The sequence below is a fragment of the Nocardia brasiliensis genome, from assembly GCF_011801125.1.
GTDB lineage: Bacteria > Actinomycetota > Actinomycetes > Mycobacteriales > Mycobacteriaceae > Nocardia > Nocardia brasiliensis_C.
In genome coordinates this window covers 72,746-88,898 of record NZ_CP046171.1, presented here as the reverse complement: position 1 = coordinate 88,898, position 16,153 = coordinate 72,746, and the positions used below count along the sequence as shown (strand labels likewise).

20 protein-coding genes are annotated in these 16,153 nt (G+C 65.7%); 6 read left to right on the top strand and 14 right to left on the bottom strand.

Going from position 1 to position 16,153, the window contains the following annotated elements:
* Positions 1 to 160 precede the first annotated feature (160 nt).
* A protein-coding gene (locus F5X71_RS00510) for an IS5 family transposase (RefSeq protein ID WP_167460169.1) occupies positions 161 to 960 on the top strand; the annotation gives its coding sequence in 2 pieces (ribosomal slippage) (positions 161 to 491 and positions 491 to 960; 801 coding nt in all).
* A 1,342-nt stretch (positions 961 to 2,302) separates the two neighbouring features.
* Here F5X71_RS00510 and F5X71_RS00505 read toward each other — a convergent pair.
* Both F5X71_RS00505 and F5X71_RS00500 read right to left on the bottom strand, forming a co-directional pair.
* A complete protein-coding gene (locus tag F5X71_RS00505; RefSeq protein WP_238815650.1) occupies positions 2,303 to 2,899 on the bottom strand; it encodes a GNAT family N-acetyltransferase in 597 nt (198 codons plus the stop codon).
* Positions 2,896 to 4,176 carry a helix-turn-helix domain-containing protein gene (locus F5X71_RS00500; RefSeq protein ID WP_167460168.1) on the bottom strand — a complete coding sequence of 427 codons (1,281 nt, stop codon included), beginning with the start codon at positions 4,174 to 4,176 and terminating at the stop codon, positions 2,896 to 2,898. The genes F5X71_RS00505 and F5X71_RS00500 overlap by 4 nt, the downstream gene beginning before the upstream one ends.
* Positions 4,177 to 4,409: 233 nt before the next feature.
* Here F5X71_RS00500 and F5X71_RS00495 point away from each other — a divergent pair, with 233 nt between their 5' ends.
* From F5X71_RS00495 to F5X71_RS00475, 5 genes are all read left to right on the top strand, one after another.
* Positions 4,410 to 4,781 carry a hypothetical protein gene (locus F5X71_RS00495; RefSeq protein WP_167460167.1) on the top strand — a complete coding sequence of 124 codons (372 nt, stop codon included), beginning with the start codon at positions 4,410 to 4,412 and terminating at the stop codon, positions 4,779 to 4,781.
* Positions 4,778 to 5,254, top strand: a complete 477-nt coding sequence (locus tag F5X71_RS00490) for a DNA-directed RNA polymerase subunit beta (RefSeq protein ID WP_167460166.1) — start codon at positions 4,778 to 4,780, stop codon at positions 5,252 to 5,254. Before F5X71_RS00495 ends, F5X71_RS00490 begins: the two co-directional genes overlap by 4 nt.
* Entirely contained in the window at positions 5,251 to 6,045 is a 795-nt protein-coding gene (locus F5X71_RS00485) for an SAM-dependent methyltransferase (protein WP_238815649.1), read from the top strand. Before F5X71_RS00490 ends, F5X71_RS00485 begins: the two co-directional genes overlap by 4 nt.
* Positions 6,046 to 6,695: 650 nt before the next feature.
* Entirely contained in the window at positions 6,696 to 6,998 is a 303-nt protein-coding gene (locus F5X71_RS00480) for a Clp protease N-terminal domain-containing protein (protein WP_167460165.1), read from the top strand.
* Positions 6,999 to 7,373: 375 nt separating this feature from the next.
* Positions 7,374 to 7,607, top strand: a complete 234-nt coding sequence (locus tag F5X71_RS00475) for a hypothetical protein (protein ID WP_174816993.1) — start codon at positions 7,374 to 7,376, stop codon at positions 7,605 to 7,607.
* A gap of 60 nt (positions 7,608 to 7,667) precedes the next feature.
* Here F5X71_RS00475 and F5X71_RS00470 read toward each other — a convergent pair whose 3' ends face one another.
* The 12 genes from F5X71_RS00470 to F5X71_RS00415 all read right to left on the bottom strand — a co-directional run bounded on the left by F5X71_RS00470 (position 7,668) and on the right by F5X71_RS00415 (position 16,153).
* Complete coding sequence (locus F5X71_RS00470; protein ID WP_167460164.1) at positions 7,668 to 8,882, bottom strand: hypothetical protein; 1,215 nt, start codon at positions 8,880 to 8,882, stop codon at positions 7,668 to 7,670.
* Positions 8,883 to 9,224: a phage tail fiber protein gene (locus F5X71_RS00465; protein ID WP_167460163.1), complete on the bottom strand. Its 342-nt coding sequence runs from the start codon at positions 9,222 to 9,224 to the stop codon at positions 8,883 to 8,885.
* A gap of 27 nt (positions 9,225 to 9,251) precedes the next feature.
* A complete protein-coding gene (locus tag F5X71_RS00460; protein ID WP_167460162.1) occupies positions 9,252 to 9,560 on the bottom strand; it encodes a DUF7264 domain-containing protein in 309 nt (102 codons plus the stop codon).
* A gap of 11 nt (positions 9,561 to 9,571) precedes the next feature.
* On the bottom strand, positions 9,572 to 10,399 hold the full coding sequence (locus F5X71_RS00455; RefSeq protein WP_167460161.1) for a hypothetical protein: 828 nt from the start codon (positions 10,397 to 10,399) through the stop codon (positions 9,572 to 9,574).
* 1 nt (position 10,400) lies between these two features.
* Complete coding sequence (locus tag F5X71_RS00450; RefSeq protein ID WP_167460160.1) at positions 10,401 to 10,772, bottom strand: hypothetical protein; 372 nt, start codon at positions 10,770 to 10,772, stop codon at positions 10,401 to 10,403.
* Positions 10,773 to 10,778: 6 nt separating this feature from the next.
* On the bottom strand, positions 10,779 to 10,973 hold the full coding sequence (locus F5X71_RS00445) for a hypothetical protein (protein ID WP_167460159.1): 195 nt from the start codon (positions 10,971 to 10,973) through the stop codon (positions 10,779 to 10,781).
* A 68-nt stretch (positions 10,974 to 11,041) separates the two neighbouring features.
* Positions 11,042 to 11,914: a glycoside hydrolase family 25 protein gene (locus tag F5X71_RS00440; RefSeq protein ID WP_167460158.1), complete on the bottom strand. Its 873-nt coding sequence runs from the start codon at positions 11,912 to 11,914 to the stop codon at positions 11,042 to 11,044.
* Complete coding sequence (locus tag F5X71_RS00435) at positions 11,911 to 12,498, bottom strand: C39 family peptidase (protein WP_167460157.1); 588 nt, start codon at positions 12,496 to 12,498, stop codon at positions 11,911 to 11,913. The genes F5X71_RS00440 and F5X71_RS00435 overlap by 4 nt, the downstream gene beginning before the upstream one ends.
* On the bottom strand, positions 12,495 to 13,121 hold the full coding sequence (locus tag F5X71_RS00430; RefSeq protein WP_275106816.1) for a phage gene 29 protein family protein: 627 nt from the start codon (positions 13,119 to 13,121) through the stop codon (positions 12,495 to 12,497). Before F5X71_RS00430 ends, F5X71_RS00435 begins: the two co-directional genes overlap by 4 nt.
* A 71-nt stretch (positions 13,122 to 13,192) precedes the next feature.
* The gene (locus F5X71_RS00425; RefSeq protein ID WP_167460155.1) at positions 13,193 to 13,444 is read right to left on the bottom strand and encodes a hypothetical protein; all 252 of its coding nucleotides are present in this window, start codon (positions 13,442 to 13,444) and stop codon (positions 13,193 to 13,195) included.
* A 35-nt stretch (positions 13,445 to 13,479) separates the two neighbouring features.
* Positions 13,480 to 15,168 (bottom strand): hypothetical protein, encoded by a 1,689-nt coding sequence (locus F5X71_RS00420; protein WP_167460154.1) that lies wholly within the window; start codon positions 15,166 to 15,168, stop codon positions 13,480 to 13,482.
* 1 nt (position 15,169) lies between these two features.
* Positions 15,170 to 16,153, bottom strand: a complete 984-nt coding sequence (locus tag F5X71_RS00415; protein ID WP_238815648.1) for a hypothetical protein — start codon at positions 16,151 to 16,153, stop codon at positions 15,170 to 15,172.

Genomic DNA, 16,153 nt, shown 5'->3' with positions numbered 1-16,153 from the left:
CATCACAAGACGAAAACGGTCACATCACACCCGAATACAGACCAAGAGTTCGGACTGAGTCATCTACCCCTACCACCCATCAAGGCACCAGCAGCCTTAGAGCTCCTAACAGGTTCCTTCGAGTGGCGTTGGGTTATGTTGCAGTGCAGGATGTTTCGCTGTGGCAGCACCATGGATCGTGGATGACGAGTTGTGGGCAGTAATCGAACCGCTACTCCCGGTGAAGCCGACCGGGGCGCCGGGACCGCCACGGATGGACTCCCGTCTGGTGCTGCAGGGGATCTTGTTCGTGCTGATCACCGGGATCGGATGGGAGGACCTGCCCCAGGAGTTGGGGTTCGGGTCCGGGATGACCTGTTGGCGCAGGTTGCGGGACTGGCAAGCGGCCGGGGTGTTCGAGCAGATCCATCAGGCCGTGCTCGCCCGCGCCCATGCCGCCAGGCTGATCGACTTCGACCGGGTCATGGTCGACGGCTCGCACGTGCGGGCGAAAAAAGGGGCGCTGCAACAGGTCCGAGCCCGGTCGACCGCGCCAAGACCGGGACCAAGCACCACATCCTGACCTGCGCGAACGGATTCCCGCTCGCGTTGACGTTGTCTGCGGCCAACGTCAACGATCACCTGATGTTGCCCACACTGCTCGATCGGGTTCGCCCCCTGCGTGGGCGTGCGGGCCGACCTCGGCGCCGGATCACCACCCTGATCGCCGACAAGGGATACGACTATCCCAGCGTGTATGCCGAACTGCGGCAACGACATATCACCGGCTACATCGCCCGCCGCGGCACCCGCGACAAGGTCACCGCCGGGCGCTGGATCGTTGAGCAAACTTTCGCCCTGCTGCACCAGTACCGGCGACTGGCCATCCGATGGGAACGCCGCACCGACATCCACCACGGATTCCTCGACCTCGCCGCAGCACTGATCTGCTGGCGACGACTCAGCAATCGAACCCGATAGGAGCTCTTAGGAACCACCGGAATTCTCATCGCCCGAAAAGCCGCACCAGAGCTCAATCCCGAGCGCAAACCCCACCACGCAGCCCACCCAAGTAATCGCCCCGGCTCGTGACCTTGCATCCACCCCAGCCCACGGTTCCCTGTAACCGCTCCCAGCCCACAGTTCCTACAACCGCTCCCAGCCCACAGTTCCTACAACTGCCCCCAGCCCGCAGTTTCCTGCAACCGCCCCCAGCCCTGCATCCCCAGATAGGCAAACAAAACCGGAATGGGGGGTTCGGGGGGCAAAGCCCCCCCGAGCGGGGCGTGGGGGCAGCGCCCCCACAAAACACTACGAAACGAGCAAGGCCCATGCTCTACATGAGCATGGGCCTCGCACGAGTGAAGTGGGCGAAGGGGGACTTGAACCCCTAGCCGCCGCCGGTTCGACTAGGGCGAATCAGCAAAAGTGCAGGTCATTGGCACATCCCCGGACATCTGAGAGCATCTCGACGCCTGTGGAAACACGAAGATAGCGCGATTCTGTGTACCGTGTCCACACGTCTAACCGGGGCAAATGATGCTCCTTTCACGCCTAGGCGACGACCACCTGCGGCAGGTCCTAATGGGACAGCCCCCCACCTGCTCTTGTGACGCAAATCACATTAGGAGGTGACGCAAATCACATTAAGAGTAGGGTTCAGGTCGCACCAAGATCGTCAGCTGACGGTCTAGCTAGGAGGATCGGTATGTCACTCGATGAAGATGTTCGCGGAGTCTTGTTGCCATGGGCTCAGCGTCCCAGTGAAGTCCCTGATCGAATCGCACAGCACGCTTGCGCGGTCCTCGTGTGCAGCGCCGAGCGCGACGCAGAGTTACACGTGAACGACGGCACGCCGTGCAGCCACGACCACCTCGCCCAGGACGCTAACGCACTTATCGACGCTTTCGATCGCGGTGAGGTGGATGGCGGCTGGGGATCGTTGCCGAACGGCGACACCTTCACAGTTATTGGGACACGGCAGGCTGCGACAAGAAGTGGCGTCGCTGGGTTGTCGTCGCCCAAGCGGTCGTAGGCCAGGTTCTGAAACGCCTCGTGGCGTCCAACTTCGCGGATCGCGCATCACGCGCTCGCGGGTCTGATCGGGACGACCCCCGGACAGGGTGCGGACAACCTCACCGCCGCCGGAACCACGGTGAAATGCGTTGCGTCGAACCATTGCATGACTGAAACTCCGGGAGCCAGCGTCGACTGGACTCCGCTATTCGACGGTTACACCGCCGAGGGCCTGTTGAGCCAGTGCCAACGGTGGCACGAGTGGATGCAGGGTACCTACTGGGCCGACTGTCCGAGCCTCGACGCGCTAGGCGGGTCCGAGATCGTGGATTAGGACATCGAAGGTCGGTGCGGCTGGCCAGCTCGGCCGCAGCGTGCCTACTCGATACCAGCCCCATTTGCGGTAGGTGGTGTATGCACGCTCGTTGTCTGGCTGAACCAGCAGGGTTGCGCGGCACTCAGTACGGCCAGTGAGTAATTCGTCGTGGAGAGCGTGGGCGATCCCTCGGCCGGTCAGCTCAGAGCGGACCATGATCTCGCTCAGCGCGAAGGTCCTGTGCCCGTCCTCTACGGTGAACTCCGCGAGGTCTCCCTCGTCGAGATGTAGTCCAGTCCACCAGGCGGTTCCCTCGTGCAGCGGCCAACCCCACGCTTGACCACCTGGCTCGCCTTCGATCAGAGCGACGGCCAACTCGAATCCAGGTTGGCGGCCGGGATCGGTGTACGCATCGAACCGTTGCATGAACGCCTCGGGTGTTTCGAAGTCTTCGCCCGATTCGATGGCGTCAACGTAAGACCCTCGAAAAATGGCTTCAACCTCGGCCCGGATACCTCGTGCCTGCTCGGCCGAGTACCGCTGAAACTCGACACCCGGCAGGATCGAGGATGATCGCTCGGTGGTCACGTTGTCGCCGCCTGTCGCGTCAATATGTCGAATCGTTCGGGAAACTCACTGGACGAGTCAACAGGGAAGGCCTTCCGAACTGGTTCTAGCACCCGCAATGTGCGTGTAGAAGACACCGAATCTTCGAGGTCAGCTAGGACAGTCAGCCCCTGGTCCACCGCACCGCTAACGTCGCCGATGTTGGCAAGGGCTGCCGCCCACCCGGCCCGATAGACCGCAGCGTTCCGCGCGCCCGCTTGGGCAAGTGCGAGCCCGGCCGAAAGGTCAGCCGCGCGCGAGAACATGCCAAGGTCACCGAAACCGCGAATCTCATGAAACCGAACCTCTGTGGGTGACACGAACGAAAGCCACTCGGGGCACTGGTCGGCGGGTTCATGTTCGAGGGCGAAGTCGAGTTCTCGCCAGGCAGTTGCGACCGCCCTGGCGAACCCAGATCGATCACCCAGAACGCCGTACGCCTGCGCTTCGCGCGTCGCGATCAGTGCATGAATCCGACCCGGCGGATTGCCTCGGGTGAGGTCTCGTGCGCGGGCAACATGGCCGAGCGCCCTGTGTGGATTTCCCTTGCCGATACGACTCAGCCATACCGACTGGTGCGCAGCATTGAGACAGACGTGCACAGTCAGTTCGTCGTCACCAGCCTGGTTCGCAAGTGAGAAGGCATCAGCGTAGCAACGCAGTGCGAGCGCATGCATATCGGCGTCGTACGAAAGCCACCCTGCAAGTGCTGCAAGATTTCCCGCAGCACTCATGAAGACCTTGCCGGCCGACTCGCCGAATGTGCAGGTTTCGAGAAGGCTCTTCGCCAGGTCGAGCCTGTCGACTGCCTCGCGCACGAGCGAGGCCCCTCCGATCGCTTGGTCACGAGTGTTCAACTCGGAGACACGTGCCATGAGTCGCCGAGCGTCACCTGTACTGATACGGCTCAGCGGTGAAGTCGATCCGGCGAGAGCGGCACCGATCGCAATTCCGAAATCTCGCCGCTTCACCTCGTCCTCCAGCACAATCGACGGATCGGGCGCCGCAAGCGCGCGGTCCGGCCCGCCCTCCATTGCAGCACGGAAGCGGGCGCGCTGCTCGTCGGTCAGTCGTGCAAGTGCTGTGTCCAGCGCACTCGCGGATTCGCCGCGGACGGGGCGATCCGGTGTCGCTTTTTCCCACTTCCGCACGGTGGGCTCGCTGTAACCCAGATCTGCGCCGAACTGCGCTTTTGTCAGGCGCAATGCGTCCTCACGCAGCGCCGTGACCTCGACGCCTGTCCATCTGTTGACGATCATCGCCGCCCCTGTTCGTGCTCGCAATGCACTCTTTCGGAAGCGTATCGGTTCCGTGCGGTTCTGTGTCTGGGATCGAACTCGCTGGTCCGCGACTCTCGATGTAGGCCCCGACACCGGATGGAAGGCGCTTCCCCTCCTCCTGTAAGCCGACTCGTTTGGAACCGCTAGGTGGTGTGCGCGCCGCCCCGGCATCGGGTGCTGTGCAACCGACGAACGACCAGGAGACGCAAGCGATGGCTTCGGACGACGAGCAGTCACCATTGGAAGTGACACCGCAACAGAGCTATTACGCGCAGCGGTACTACCTCGAGCGCCACGGCACACCTGAGCAGGTAGCTGAATTCTCTGCGGCCGGGCCACCGCCACCGGAACAGGCCGACGGGGTCACCGGCAAGGTTCTGTACTACGAGGCGAACACGCCCTCAGCCGACGATATCGCTGCCTTGCTTGTAGAGATGGAACAGGCGGGCTGGATTACCAGCACGATCCGGGCAACACTCGCCGAGCTGCCGCCCGAGGATGGCGTCGCCGAACTGAAAGCCCGCATGGTCGAACCTGATTCCGATCGGCGGCAACCAGGACCGGGAGCGGGTGACCCGGCATGACGAACACCGAGATTCCCATCGAGAATCGTGCGGCTGCGTTGGAATCGAGCCGCCGATTCTATCAGGTCACCTGCGGGTTGCCTGCCCGTGTACGGCCAGAGTTCGCGCGGCTCGAGTTCACGGTCGGGAGCGTCGGCGCGGTCACGATGCCCGCCCGTGTCGGCGCATTGGTCAAAGCGCGGTTGCTGGCCCGGCCCAACGGCCAAGCCGGGCCCGTCATTTCGCACCCGCGCTCGAAGCGATGGACGTTTCTCGTGTGCCCGGACATCCCGTACGACATCGTTCTGTTCGCGGAACTGGCCCGTCACAACGTATCGGTGGTACCGATCGGCGGCGAGGTCCCGCTGCCCTCACCGTTCGACCCACTCATCAGCTATCGAGAGTGGGTACTCGAACCGATCAACGGGTTCCGGCCTCGCGGCACCGAAGTTGTCGACGCCGTCCGGGCTTGCCTGTCCATCGCAGGTCGGTGACGGGATTGGAGCGTACGCCCGGGCTCGACCCGAAGGTGCCGAACTCGGCGCGCATCTACGACTACATGCTCGGCGGTAAGGACAACTACGAGGTCGACCGTGAGGTCGCCCATCGCATGCTCGCGATCGCCCCGGACACCAAGGCCCTGGCATGGTTCATCCGCCAATTCCTGGTCCGTGCAGTCGAATTGGCCGCTGGGGCGGGGGTCAAGCAGTTCATCGACCTCGGCGCGGGCATCCCCACCTCCCCCAACGTGCACGAGGTCGCACGCAAAATCGAGCCGTCGGCCCGAGTCGTCTATATCGATAACGACCCCGTCGTCCGCGCCCACTGCGACGCGTTGCTTGCCAACTCCCCCGGCCTCTCGGTGATGCAGGCTGACGCGCGCCGCCCACACGAGATCATCGACCAGCTCGAAGCCGAGTCGCTTATCGATTTCAGCGAGCCGGTTGCGGTGCTGATGATCGGCGTCCTGCACTACGTGATGGACCACGAGAAGCCCGCCGGAATCATTACAGCGTTCCGCTACGCCATGGCACCCGGCAGCCACCTGGCGATCACGCACTGCTCGAACGAGACGCATCGCGATCTCATCACCCAGTCGCAAACCGACACCGAGGCGACCCCCGCGCAGGTCGTCTACCGCTCACCCGAGGAGATCTCCGCACTGATGGACGGGTTCGAGCTGATCGCGCCCGGGGTCGCGCCCGCGCAAGAGTTTCTCGATACCGAACTGCCCGCGACACGGCTGGTCATCTATGGCGGCCTCGGCCGCAAAACGCTCGAGTGAAGGCGAACCAAACGGCTGAGCATGCACAGAGCTCAGGCCAGTGCCGCGAATCCGCCTGTCTCAGTGCGGCGGTGAGGGCTTCTCGGCCGACGGCGCGCTCATCCACGTGGAGTGCGCGAGGCCCGCCTGCCAAATGGCTGCCACACCAGGCAATTTCGATGGCCGTTCCCACCTGGCGGGAAGAAAATCTACCTGCGCCAGCAGCAGCGCGGCTGCCCGGCGCGTTCTGAGCAGGCGGACACATCGTGTCCGCTCGACGCCTAGATTCCTTGGGGGAAATCATGCGAAAAATCGTCCGTCCGTTCGGTACCGCGATCATCACGGCCGCACTCATCCTCGGCGCCGGGTCTACCGGACTCGTCACCACAGCACAAGCGGCCCCAGCAGCTACACACGGCCCGTGTCTGTTCGGGCACGTCGACTCGAACAACCCCAACTCACCATGCCGTCTCGGCGGTCCGGTGGAAACGGAGGCACGACCCGACGGGACGCCCGCCCTGTCGTGTTCCAGGTTGAACCACAAACAGAGCGTGAAGACCTGGGACGGTCACGCGTGGCGCTATTGGTCATGTAGCAGCCGAAAAGACCAGTGGGGCAACGTCTATTACGAGTGGGATGAAATTCTCGCTTCGTAGAGAGAGGATGGACCGATGACCACTGCCGACGGCCTCAGATTCACCGAGGATTATCACGCCGTCCTGGCCTCTGCCGCGCAACTTGCCAGGGACCGGGCAGACGGGTACGTCTCGGTGGAACACCTGGTGCTCGCCGTGTTGTCGGACCCGGACGCGATCCCGACGTTTGAACTCCAGTATCGGATGGGGGTGGACGTCGAGGAGTTTGCGAATCGGCTGGTCAAGTTCCTCGACGCCCCGATTCCAGCACCGGGCAACTACCGGGTTCGGTCACTCGACGGCACGACAGTCGAATACCCGACTGACACCACGGAATGACGAAAGCGCCCGACTCGCACTCAGACGAGTCGGGCACTTTCGTGTATCGATCATCGTCTCGGGCGCGACATGATCGGCAGCAGGGTAGCGGTTCGACCGATGTCATGAGGGGACCTTATGAAAACGATTGCTGTACTCGGGGTATGTGCCGCCGCAGTGGCGATGGCAGGTTGTAGCTCCACCGATTCCGATACTCCGGCAGCGCGGCCCGCAGCGAGCAGCTCGACCGCACCGCCGCCGCGCACTTCGTCCGCACCTCCGGCGGCGTCCGGTGGTGACGACTCCGATCCACGATGCGCGCCCGCAGCTGGCAGCGCGGTCGATTTGGTACAGGCTGGGCTCACGCACGCTGGTTGGCGGCTCACAAACGGCACGGTGATTGACCAGGGCGGCAAAACATACCTCGGCGCGACAATCGTCGACGGCACGGGAAAGATGAAAGAGCGCTCGGACGTGTGGGTTATCGCGAACGGCAAGGTGTACGCGAGCACCGGCGGCGCCCGAAACAACACCACGTTCCCCAAGGGTGACGCCGTCGGCGTCTCCCCCGGCGACGATGTAGTGCAGGCCGTCGACCGCTGCGTCATCAACCAGACGACCGGTCGCTAAGCCCGGAACACGACTGCGCCCCCGCCAAGTCGGTGGGGGCGCAGTCGTTTCCAAGTCCGGCTACAGGTCGTAGGCATCGAGGATCGCGTCGACTGCGGGCGCGCGGAACTCGGATTGGAACAACGGGTAGTTACCCTCGGTGACCAACCCCCATCGGCGGTTGGTCGCGCCACTGCTCACCACGCCGCCGGAGTCCTCCCACGACAGGAACGGCGTCGTGTAGTCCCCATTCCGGTAGAGCCGGAACACATCTGCGGTATTCCCCGTGTTGCGCTCGCGACGGAAATCGAATACGTCGGTCAGCGCGGCATTCGTCGCGGTGGCTGCCCGCTGTGTCTGCCCGGTCTGCCCGGTCGAGACTCCCCCAGTCGGCGGGGCTCCGCTCTGGGTGTAGATGGCGCAGCCTAGGCCGGTGCTGGCGACGAAATAGCACATCACGCCAGCGCCGAATGTGTCGGCGACGGCGAGCACGGCACCGGTGAAGTTGTCCGTTGCCGTGTTGCCGGTCGGTGCTATGAATTGGATTTTGACGCCGTACTTGTCGGTCGCGAATCGTCCGCCCTGTGTGCCGCCGCCGCCTTGGTAGCTCGTCCAGCAACCGGCGCGGCCGTCGCCGTTCGCCATGGTCTTCATTTGCGCGCGGTTCGTCGCGATCTTCGGCGAAGCGTTGCGGTCGACGCGCCAGTCCGCGCCGAGCGTGGCGGCGTCGGCGCGGTTGAAATTGTCGCTGTACCGGTAGCCGACGACAACAGTCGCCGACGCGGCACCGCTACCGACCGCCACCGCCGGGACCGCTACGCGAGTGGTGACCGAGGCCGCCGCGGTACCGGACCCGACGGCCGAGGCCTCAACGATGGCCGCGTGCCGAACGGCGGCCGCGGCTAGGCCCGCACCGGCCGCGCTGGCAGCGACCGCGACCTGCGGTAGCACGGTCGCCGACGCGGCACCGCTACCGGCCGCCGCCGCCGCGACCTCGGACGGAAGGTAGGCCGCCGTCGCCGCGCCGCTACCGGCCGCCGGTGCTGTGATCGCGAGTGCGGTCCTGACGCTCGCCGAGCCGATGCCCGCTCCGGTCGCCGCGGCTACCGGCCGCGACACGGCCGATACCGTCGCGCTCGCCGACCCGACGCCGAATGCTTCGGCCGTGAGCACGATCGCGAACGTCGGCGGAGTCGGCCACAGGATGCCGCGCCGGTCGGGGCCGGGAAACCGGGCCTCGCGTGCGTCCGGCCCCGGGAACGCGGCGACTTTCGCGTCTGCACCCGGCCAGCGCATTTAGTCGCCTGAGTAGGTGTAGCTCGGGGTCGGCTTGATTTCGCCGGCGGGACTCACCGAGGCGTCGGGCGAGTCGATCGAGCCGAGATAAGTGCTGCCGTTCCAGCGGCCGAGGTGGGTCACGTTGGTTCCGCCCGGAACTGGAAACGTCAGCTGAGACCCGGTGATCGTGCCGTCGATCGCCGAGCCCGGCCACGTCGTGGTCTGGCGCGAGTACCCGCCGCCGACCACCTCATTCGCGGTGCCCGCCGCGCCGGGGTCGCCGGTGTGCGCGGAGAACGTGTTGCCGCGCGACGCCCAGAACTCGGCGTGAGCGTTGCGCTCGGCCGTCGTTGCTGTCATGACTGAATCCCCTTGTCTCTCAACTGATTACCTGCGCGCGACGCCGCGTACCCATTCGTAATCGTCAGTGCTGCTCGTCTCGGCATTCGGGTAATGAATCCACATCACGAACGGAGTCCCGGCCGGGATGAGTGCGACGGCGGCTTGTTGCTCGAGCCACGACACTGTGTCGCCCTCGACCGTCGCCGTCCACGTAGTCGGCGATGGCTTGGTGCCCCACACGATTTCGGCCGTCGTGCCGGGCGGCAGTGCCCCACCGGGGTGTGTGCGCGAGGCGATGAAATCGCCTCGGGTGAGCTCGATATCGTCGCGAATCGCGCGCCATCCGATCGGCATCTCGGGGCCTCCTAGCTGAGTGCGTAGTACGGCACACGTGCGGTGCCGAACGTGAGCGACGAGTACGCGATCGTCGCGGGTGGCGAGACGTAGGGACCGGCGGTTGCGTAGAGGGCGGCGGGACGGAATCCTGACGGGGCATTCATCGCCCAGACCCGCTTAGCCAGGATGCTTTTGCACGTTTGCGTAACGCTGGTCACCTGCAACACGCCGACGGCCCAGACCTCAGCCTTAAGCGCGTCGATCGGTGCGGGTAGATCGAACGTGTACTCAGTGTTCGTGTCGCCAACGCTCGTGGTGATGTTGCCGGTGGCTGCCATGAGGGCGAGCTCGCCGGTTGAGGGCGACATGAGGTAGGCACACACGTACATAGCCGTGATGCCGAGCAGCGTCACGCTGTTACCGGTGCCGAACGTAACCCGTTCGTACCGGCGGTCTTTCGTGCACTCGATGAATCCGAGTTCTATGAGATTCGCGCCGTTGCCCGCAGGCCGATAGTCGGGCGGGCGATTCGCTGACATCGAGTGCGAGTGACTGCCCCCGCTACTACCGTCGAACCCGGTACTGCTGTCGAGCTGTGGCTCGAGCATGATCCGGGGAAACGTGGCGTCGGCGTTGCGAGTGAACGTCTGCCAGAGACCCGTACCGGAGGGGATCACGTTGCCGTCGGCCGCGGCGAGGTCGAGCTGCGCCTTGCGAGCCGAGCCGCCGGTGCCGACAATCGGCGCCTTCTGCTTGTCGAAAATGTCGGCCTCGGTGAGGCTCTGGAACTCGCCGAACGCGCCGGGTTTCGTGGGGTTAAGCGCGCCGTTCGGATCGGCGCCGTCGGGCTGTGTCACGTCACACCACCTCGAGCGGCGGGGGCGGCGGGACCGTGCCGCCGAGCGCACGTACCTGCTCGGCGATTGCCATGTCCCATTGCGTGTGCAGCATCGACGCCACGCGCCGTGCCTGTTCGCGCTCGTGGTCGCGCTGTTCGTAGGCCGACAGTTTCGCCTCGACCTGCTCGACCCGCTTGTCGGCCGCCTCGGTGGCCTTGTCGGCGAGCCGGGTCGCGATGCCCTCTATCTTCTCGAGGGCGTCGACCTTGCGACCGCGACGGCCGACGATCGCGCCGACCAGCGCACCGCCAAGTCCGCCCACACCTAGCGCGCCGCCCGCGGCGACGATCATCTCGCTCAGCACGTCATCGCCTCCTGCTGCGTAGGTCATGAGCGGTCACTGCCTCGGCTCGGCGGCCAACCACGGTGCCCACTGCGCGAGCGCCAGATTCACCGCGGGGATAGCCATCACGCGCGTGACGGCCGCCGAGACGCCGATCGCCGTTCCGACGCCCCATGCGGTCGAGGACAGGCCCGACGACTCGACGATCACCGGCATAGCGGCGGCGATACCGACGCCCGCCTGAAACACAGAGCGAGTGACTGCGCGCCACGGGAACCGAACCTGCGTCGGCGCGTCCGGCGCCGAGTGGCGCCCCATCACTTCGCCTTAGGCGCAGCGAATCCGGGCAGGCCGAGGTGCTCGCCGATCGCCGCGACGGCATCGACGAGCGTGCGGCCGCCGAGCTGCGGCCACCCGCCGAAATTGTGGTCGGGGCCGCCGAGCTGGTCTCGCATATCGGCGACCGCGTCGACGAGCGTCTTGTCACCGAGCTGCGGCCATCCGTTCAGGTCGGGGCCGCGGAGCTGAGTCTGTACGTCCTTCGCCTCGCTCATGGCGGGGGCCTCACTTCCTGCGCTGAACAGCGCGTTGAGGGCGGCGGGGGTGCCGCGATACGCCCATGCGTCGATCAGCAGACCGGCGACGCGGGCACGTTGTGTGAACTGGAGTACGGCGACGTCGTTGCCGCCGTAGGGCGCCCATCCGGGCGAACCGTCGCCGGGGTACAGCGACGAGGCGTAGCCGGGCTGGTCGCTGCCGTAGCTGCTCGCCATGATCGGCGGCAGGCCGGATAGGTCGGGGCGGCCGATGCGGTCCCAGTACCAGCGCGGAATGTAGATCAGCGCGACGGCGTAGCCGCGGCGCACGAACTCGGCGTGCACGTCGCGCAGCACGTCAGCGCCGCCCGAGTTGTCCTCGTGGTCGAGCATCACGGGCACGCGCCGGTCGGGCTCGACGCGCTCGTACTGGTCGACCTGCTCGACCGCGCCCGTGTTGCCGTCGACGTAGTGGTACGCCATGAACCGCAACCGGTTGCCGAGCGCGTCGAGCTTCTGCCGCGCGTACTCGGGGCTCGCGTAGTAGTCGCCCTGCGTGGCCTTGGCGATGACGGCAGAGAATCCCTCGGCGGCGACGCGGTCGAGCCGGATACCGGCCTGCCACGACGAGATATCGACGCCCCATACCGTCATTGGGCACCGCCCGGGCCGAGCATCTGCACGAGGTTGTCGCGCCACACCTCGGCGTCGGCGGACGCGGTCGGCGCGGCGGCGTAGCCCTTGGGCGTGATGAGGCTCGCCAGCTTGCCGAGTGAGAGCCAGTAGTGCTCGAGGCCGCCGAACCGCGCGGGGTCGGCAACGTAGACGGCGCGCGTGTGGTCGTCGTATCCGACAATGGCAAAGTAGTGCCAAATCGTCTGATTCGACGGATATCCGGGCGGTTGGTTGCCGGGCGGGGCGACGATGTTCGCGACCACGGCGTTACCGCCGTCGATGCTGCCTACGATGTCGTCCCACAATCGGGCGCGCTGCCCGTCGGTGGGCGGGTCGTTCGGAATCTCGACCGTGACGTATGGCTGTCCGCTGCGCCGGGAGAGCACCGCGGTTATCTGTCCGATCCAGTCGGTACCGTCCGTGTCGGTACCGAGCTCGTCGGCGAGCTGCTGCTCGGCCACGTCGATGCCTAGCGCGGTGAGCGCGATCTGCGTCGCGGCCGGGCCGCACCAATAGCCCGTTTCCTGGGGGCTGTACGTGTGGTCAAGGATGCGTTCGGTCACTGTCCACTCTCCTTGTAGCGCTTGAGGATTCCGGCGCGCTTGCTGGTCTCGGCCTCGATGCCGATCACGCGATGCACCTCGGCCGCGCTCGCGGTGCGTAGGTGGGCGAGCACCTCGGTAACCGTGTGTTCGGTCGGGTCGAATCGGGTTATGCGGGTGACGTAACCGCGGGCGACCTCGGCCGGGCGGGCGACCTCGGCGGCGGCCTCGCGCTGTTCGAGCTGGCGACTGAGCTCGGCTTGCATCACGTTCGCGAGCGCCTGCGCGTCGACTTCGGTTGTCCAGTCGGCTGGCGGCGGCTCGTCCTTCCACTCGCCCGCGGCGAACAGGGGGTTTATCTCGCCCTGTCGAGGCGGCCAGTAGAACTCGCGCTGTTCAGCGACGCGGCGGGCGCCGCCGTTCCACAGGCGAACCGACCACGATTTCAGGCCTGAGATTGGTACGGCCATGGATGCGCCGCGCATCCCGGGCAGGCCCACGAGGAACGGCAAGAATGCCTCGGCCGGGCACTCGGGATTGCAGTTGTCGACGGTCGGAAACGAGTTCGCCGGCAACCGCGGCGAGTGGTCGATTCCACATGCGATGTGGCACCACTCGCACGGGCATCGGCGAGTTCCGCACACGGTGCACGCGCGGCGCTGCGGGGTCGGCAGTTCGGCGCCGGGTGCCTGCGGGGGCGCGTCCTCGATGTCGCTCACAGGACCGGCCGAATCGCGTGCAGGGGCGCGGCCATGACGCGCCCGCGGTAGCGCACCGGGACCTGCGAGTACGGGTCGACGTCGTCCTCGCACTCGTCGAACTGCGCGACCTCGCCGACGAGACACCGCGCGGCGGCCGAGACCGGCGGCGGGACCGCCGAGCGCAACTCGACGTACGGCCGACACGGGCCGGGCGGGGCGGGCGGGGCGGCCGGAACTTGGAAGTAGACGAGCTGTGCCTGCGACACGGCGGGCCTCCTAACTTGCTGGCGTGGTTGGTGGATCAGCCGAAAACGCCGAGGTCGTGCAACGCGGAGAACACGCCCTCGAGCTTCTCGATTGCGCGCACCGCGGGGTCCTTGTCGTCGGCGTTGTCGCCGATTACGGGAATCCATGACAGCGGCTCGGAGTCGCTGTAGCGCAACCGGATTGATGTGATGCGGTCGACGTGAATTCGGCCGGTGCGGTCGCCGAGGATGCCGAAACCGACGCGGTCGCCGAGCCAGCAGTGCCCCTTGCCCTGGTCGCCGATCACCCATGGCGAACCATCAGCGACATTTACCTCGGCGGCGAACTTGGTTCGAGTGGCCCAGAAACCGGCCCGGAGCACGAGTAGAGACTCGATCGTGAACGCCCTGTCGGCGCCATCTTGGAAGTACTCGAAATAGCCCGCCCAGCCGTCAGTTGTACTGCGCGCCAATGACTTAACGTTCATCCAGCTAAGCACAGTGTCGGTGTAGAGGGGCGCAAGCAGGGCATCAGCGCTACCCCCAACGGCCGGAATGAACAATGCGGCACTGAGGAGATCGAACGATAGCTGTACGGCTGCTGAGATGGCCTCGTTCACGCCGTAGGCGCTGTGGCCGCCGACGACGACCTGCTTACCCTTAGACGGCCACCGCTTGTTTTTGCTCGACTGGATGCCGGTCTCTTCGCCCTCGAGCCACACCACGTACGGCGTGGTCTTGGAGGTGCCGAGTAGGTCGGGGATCTTGTATGTCGGCTCGTCGATGTCGGCGACTTCTTGCACGACCGGGTCAATGAAGGGAGCGGCGAACGACGCGACGGTGCGAATCAACCCGTCCCACAACGTGCCGCCGTTGCTCGTGCCCTGGTTGTAGTACCCGCTCTTGTCGACTATGTCGATGACGAGAGCGCCGGGCCGCAGCGTCATGCCGGGTATGGGCTGCTCGTCGCCGAGGTCGGGCATGTACCGACGCCAGGTGAGCGACAGCTCGGCGTCATTCAGAATGGGTGTGGCGATGTTGTGCCAGTTCTTGAACCGCGACGAGAGCAGGCACCACAGGATGCCGTCGGCGAGGTCGTCGGAGAACGAGTGCGGCTTGACGACGACCGACCACTGCGACACGTCGGCCGGTACCCATGAGCCAGGGTCGAGCGGGTCGTCGGGGAGGTTCCACCAGTTCTGTTGTTCCCGCATGACCTGCAGGTGCAGGGCGGTAAGCAGGCTCCACCGGGCGCCCCCGGCCAGCATGAAAACCCGGGGAAACTGCAGGATCGAGGGCAAAAACGGGTTCGACCAAACGGTGTACCACTTGACCGTCTCGTAATCCGAAAGCCATTCGACCACAAGCACTTTCGAGCCATCTTCGCGCTTCTCGGCGGAGACGGATTCGAGGCGGCCCGACCACCTCGCGCCGTTGCGGCACTCGACGACGATCACGACGACGCGCTTTTCGCCGCGCTGGATTCGGCCGTGCTCGTCCCACATCCATTGCGCTAGATAGTGATCCCACGGAATCTCTGTGATTCCGGCGCCGGTGTCGTTGTCGACCCACTCGAAATCACCGAGGTATGCGGCGTCGAGCCACCCCTGCGGGCGCATCTCGCCGTCGTAGATGCCCACCTCGGGCGGCTCGAGGCGCTGCGCGGCCCGCTGCCGTTCGCGTTGCTCGGTGACCTGCCAGATGGCCTCGCACTCGGCGAGCAGGTCAGCAGTCATCGCGGCCATGTCAGAACCTCTCGAGGCCCCACGGGCGCGACCAGAGCCGCGGCTGCCTGAACAGGATTCCGAACGTCGGCGAGGTGATCTCGGACGCGGCGACCGGCAACGCCGTCCACGGCGTGTACGGCGGGATCACGTAGAGCAGGCGGTTACCACCGAACAGGCCGGTTACGTTCGTGCCGGTGAAGTCTTCCCACGGGATACGCATCCGGTCGACGTGCGCGACGAGGCCGGACCCGTGCACCTCGCCGATGGGGATCGTGACGAGGGCGCGGTCGGAATCGTCACGGCCCGAACGGAAATCGACGCCGATCACGCGGGCGCCCTTCGGCCCGGTCCATGACACATCGGGAATGTGCGCACGGCCCTTGCCGGTGATGACGACCGTATGCGCCATCGGCCGATCGGTCGGGTTGCACACCCACACCTCGCCCTCGCCGGACGGGGCGCCCTCGATCTGCCATCCGGCCGGGTGCTCATCGTCGCCCGTCCAGTCGTCCTGATACCACATCGGCTGTGGCGCAACGAGCTTGACGGGCAGTAGCGAGTGCCCGTAGTCCCATGGGTCGGTGTCCATCGCCATGATGGGCGATTCCATGAGCAGCACATCGAGCCAGCGGGTACCGCTGCGCGCCGTGGTGATCGCGAGGCGGGCAGGTTTCGCGTCCGGGTCCCACGGATCGAGCTCGTAGTCGAACGCGCCGCGTAGCCGCGAATCGACCTCGGCCCACTCCTCGGCGCGCTTGTCCTCGTCGGTCTCCATCGAGAACGCGCCGAGACCGAGGTCGAGCTCGCGGTACGGGCGGTCGACCTTGGACGGTTTGCCGCCGACCTCGAACGCGCCGCGCTTCATGGCGACCTTGACCGGGGCGTCGTAGAGGCCCTGCGGGTTCGTGCCGAGTACGACGTTCTGATTGCCGGCGTCCGCGCCCGACAGGCAGAAATACGAGTCGTCGCACCCGAACAGCTCGACAGTGGCGTGCACGCCCAT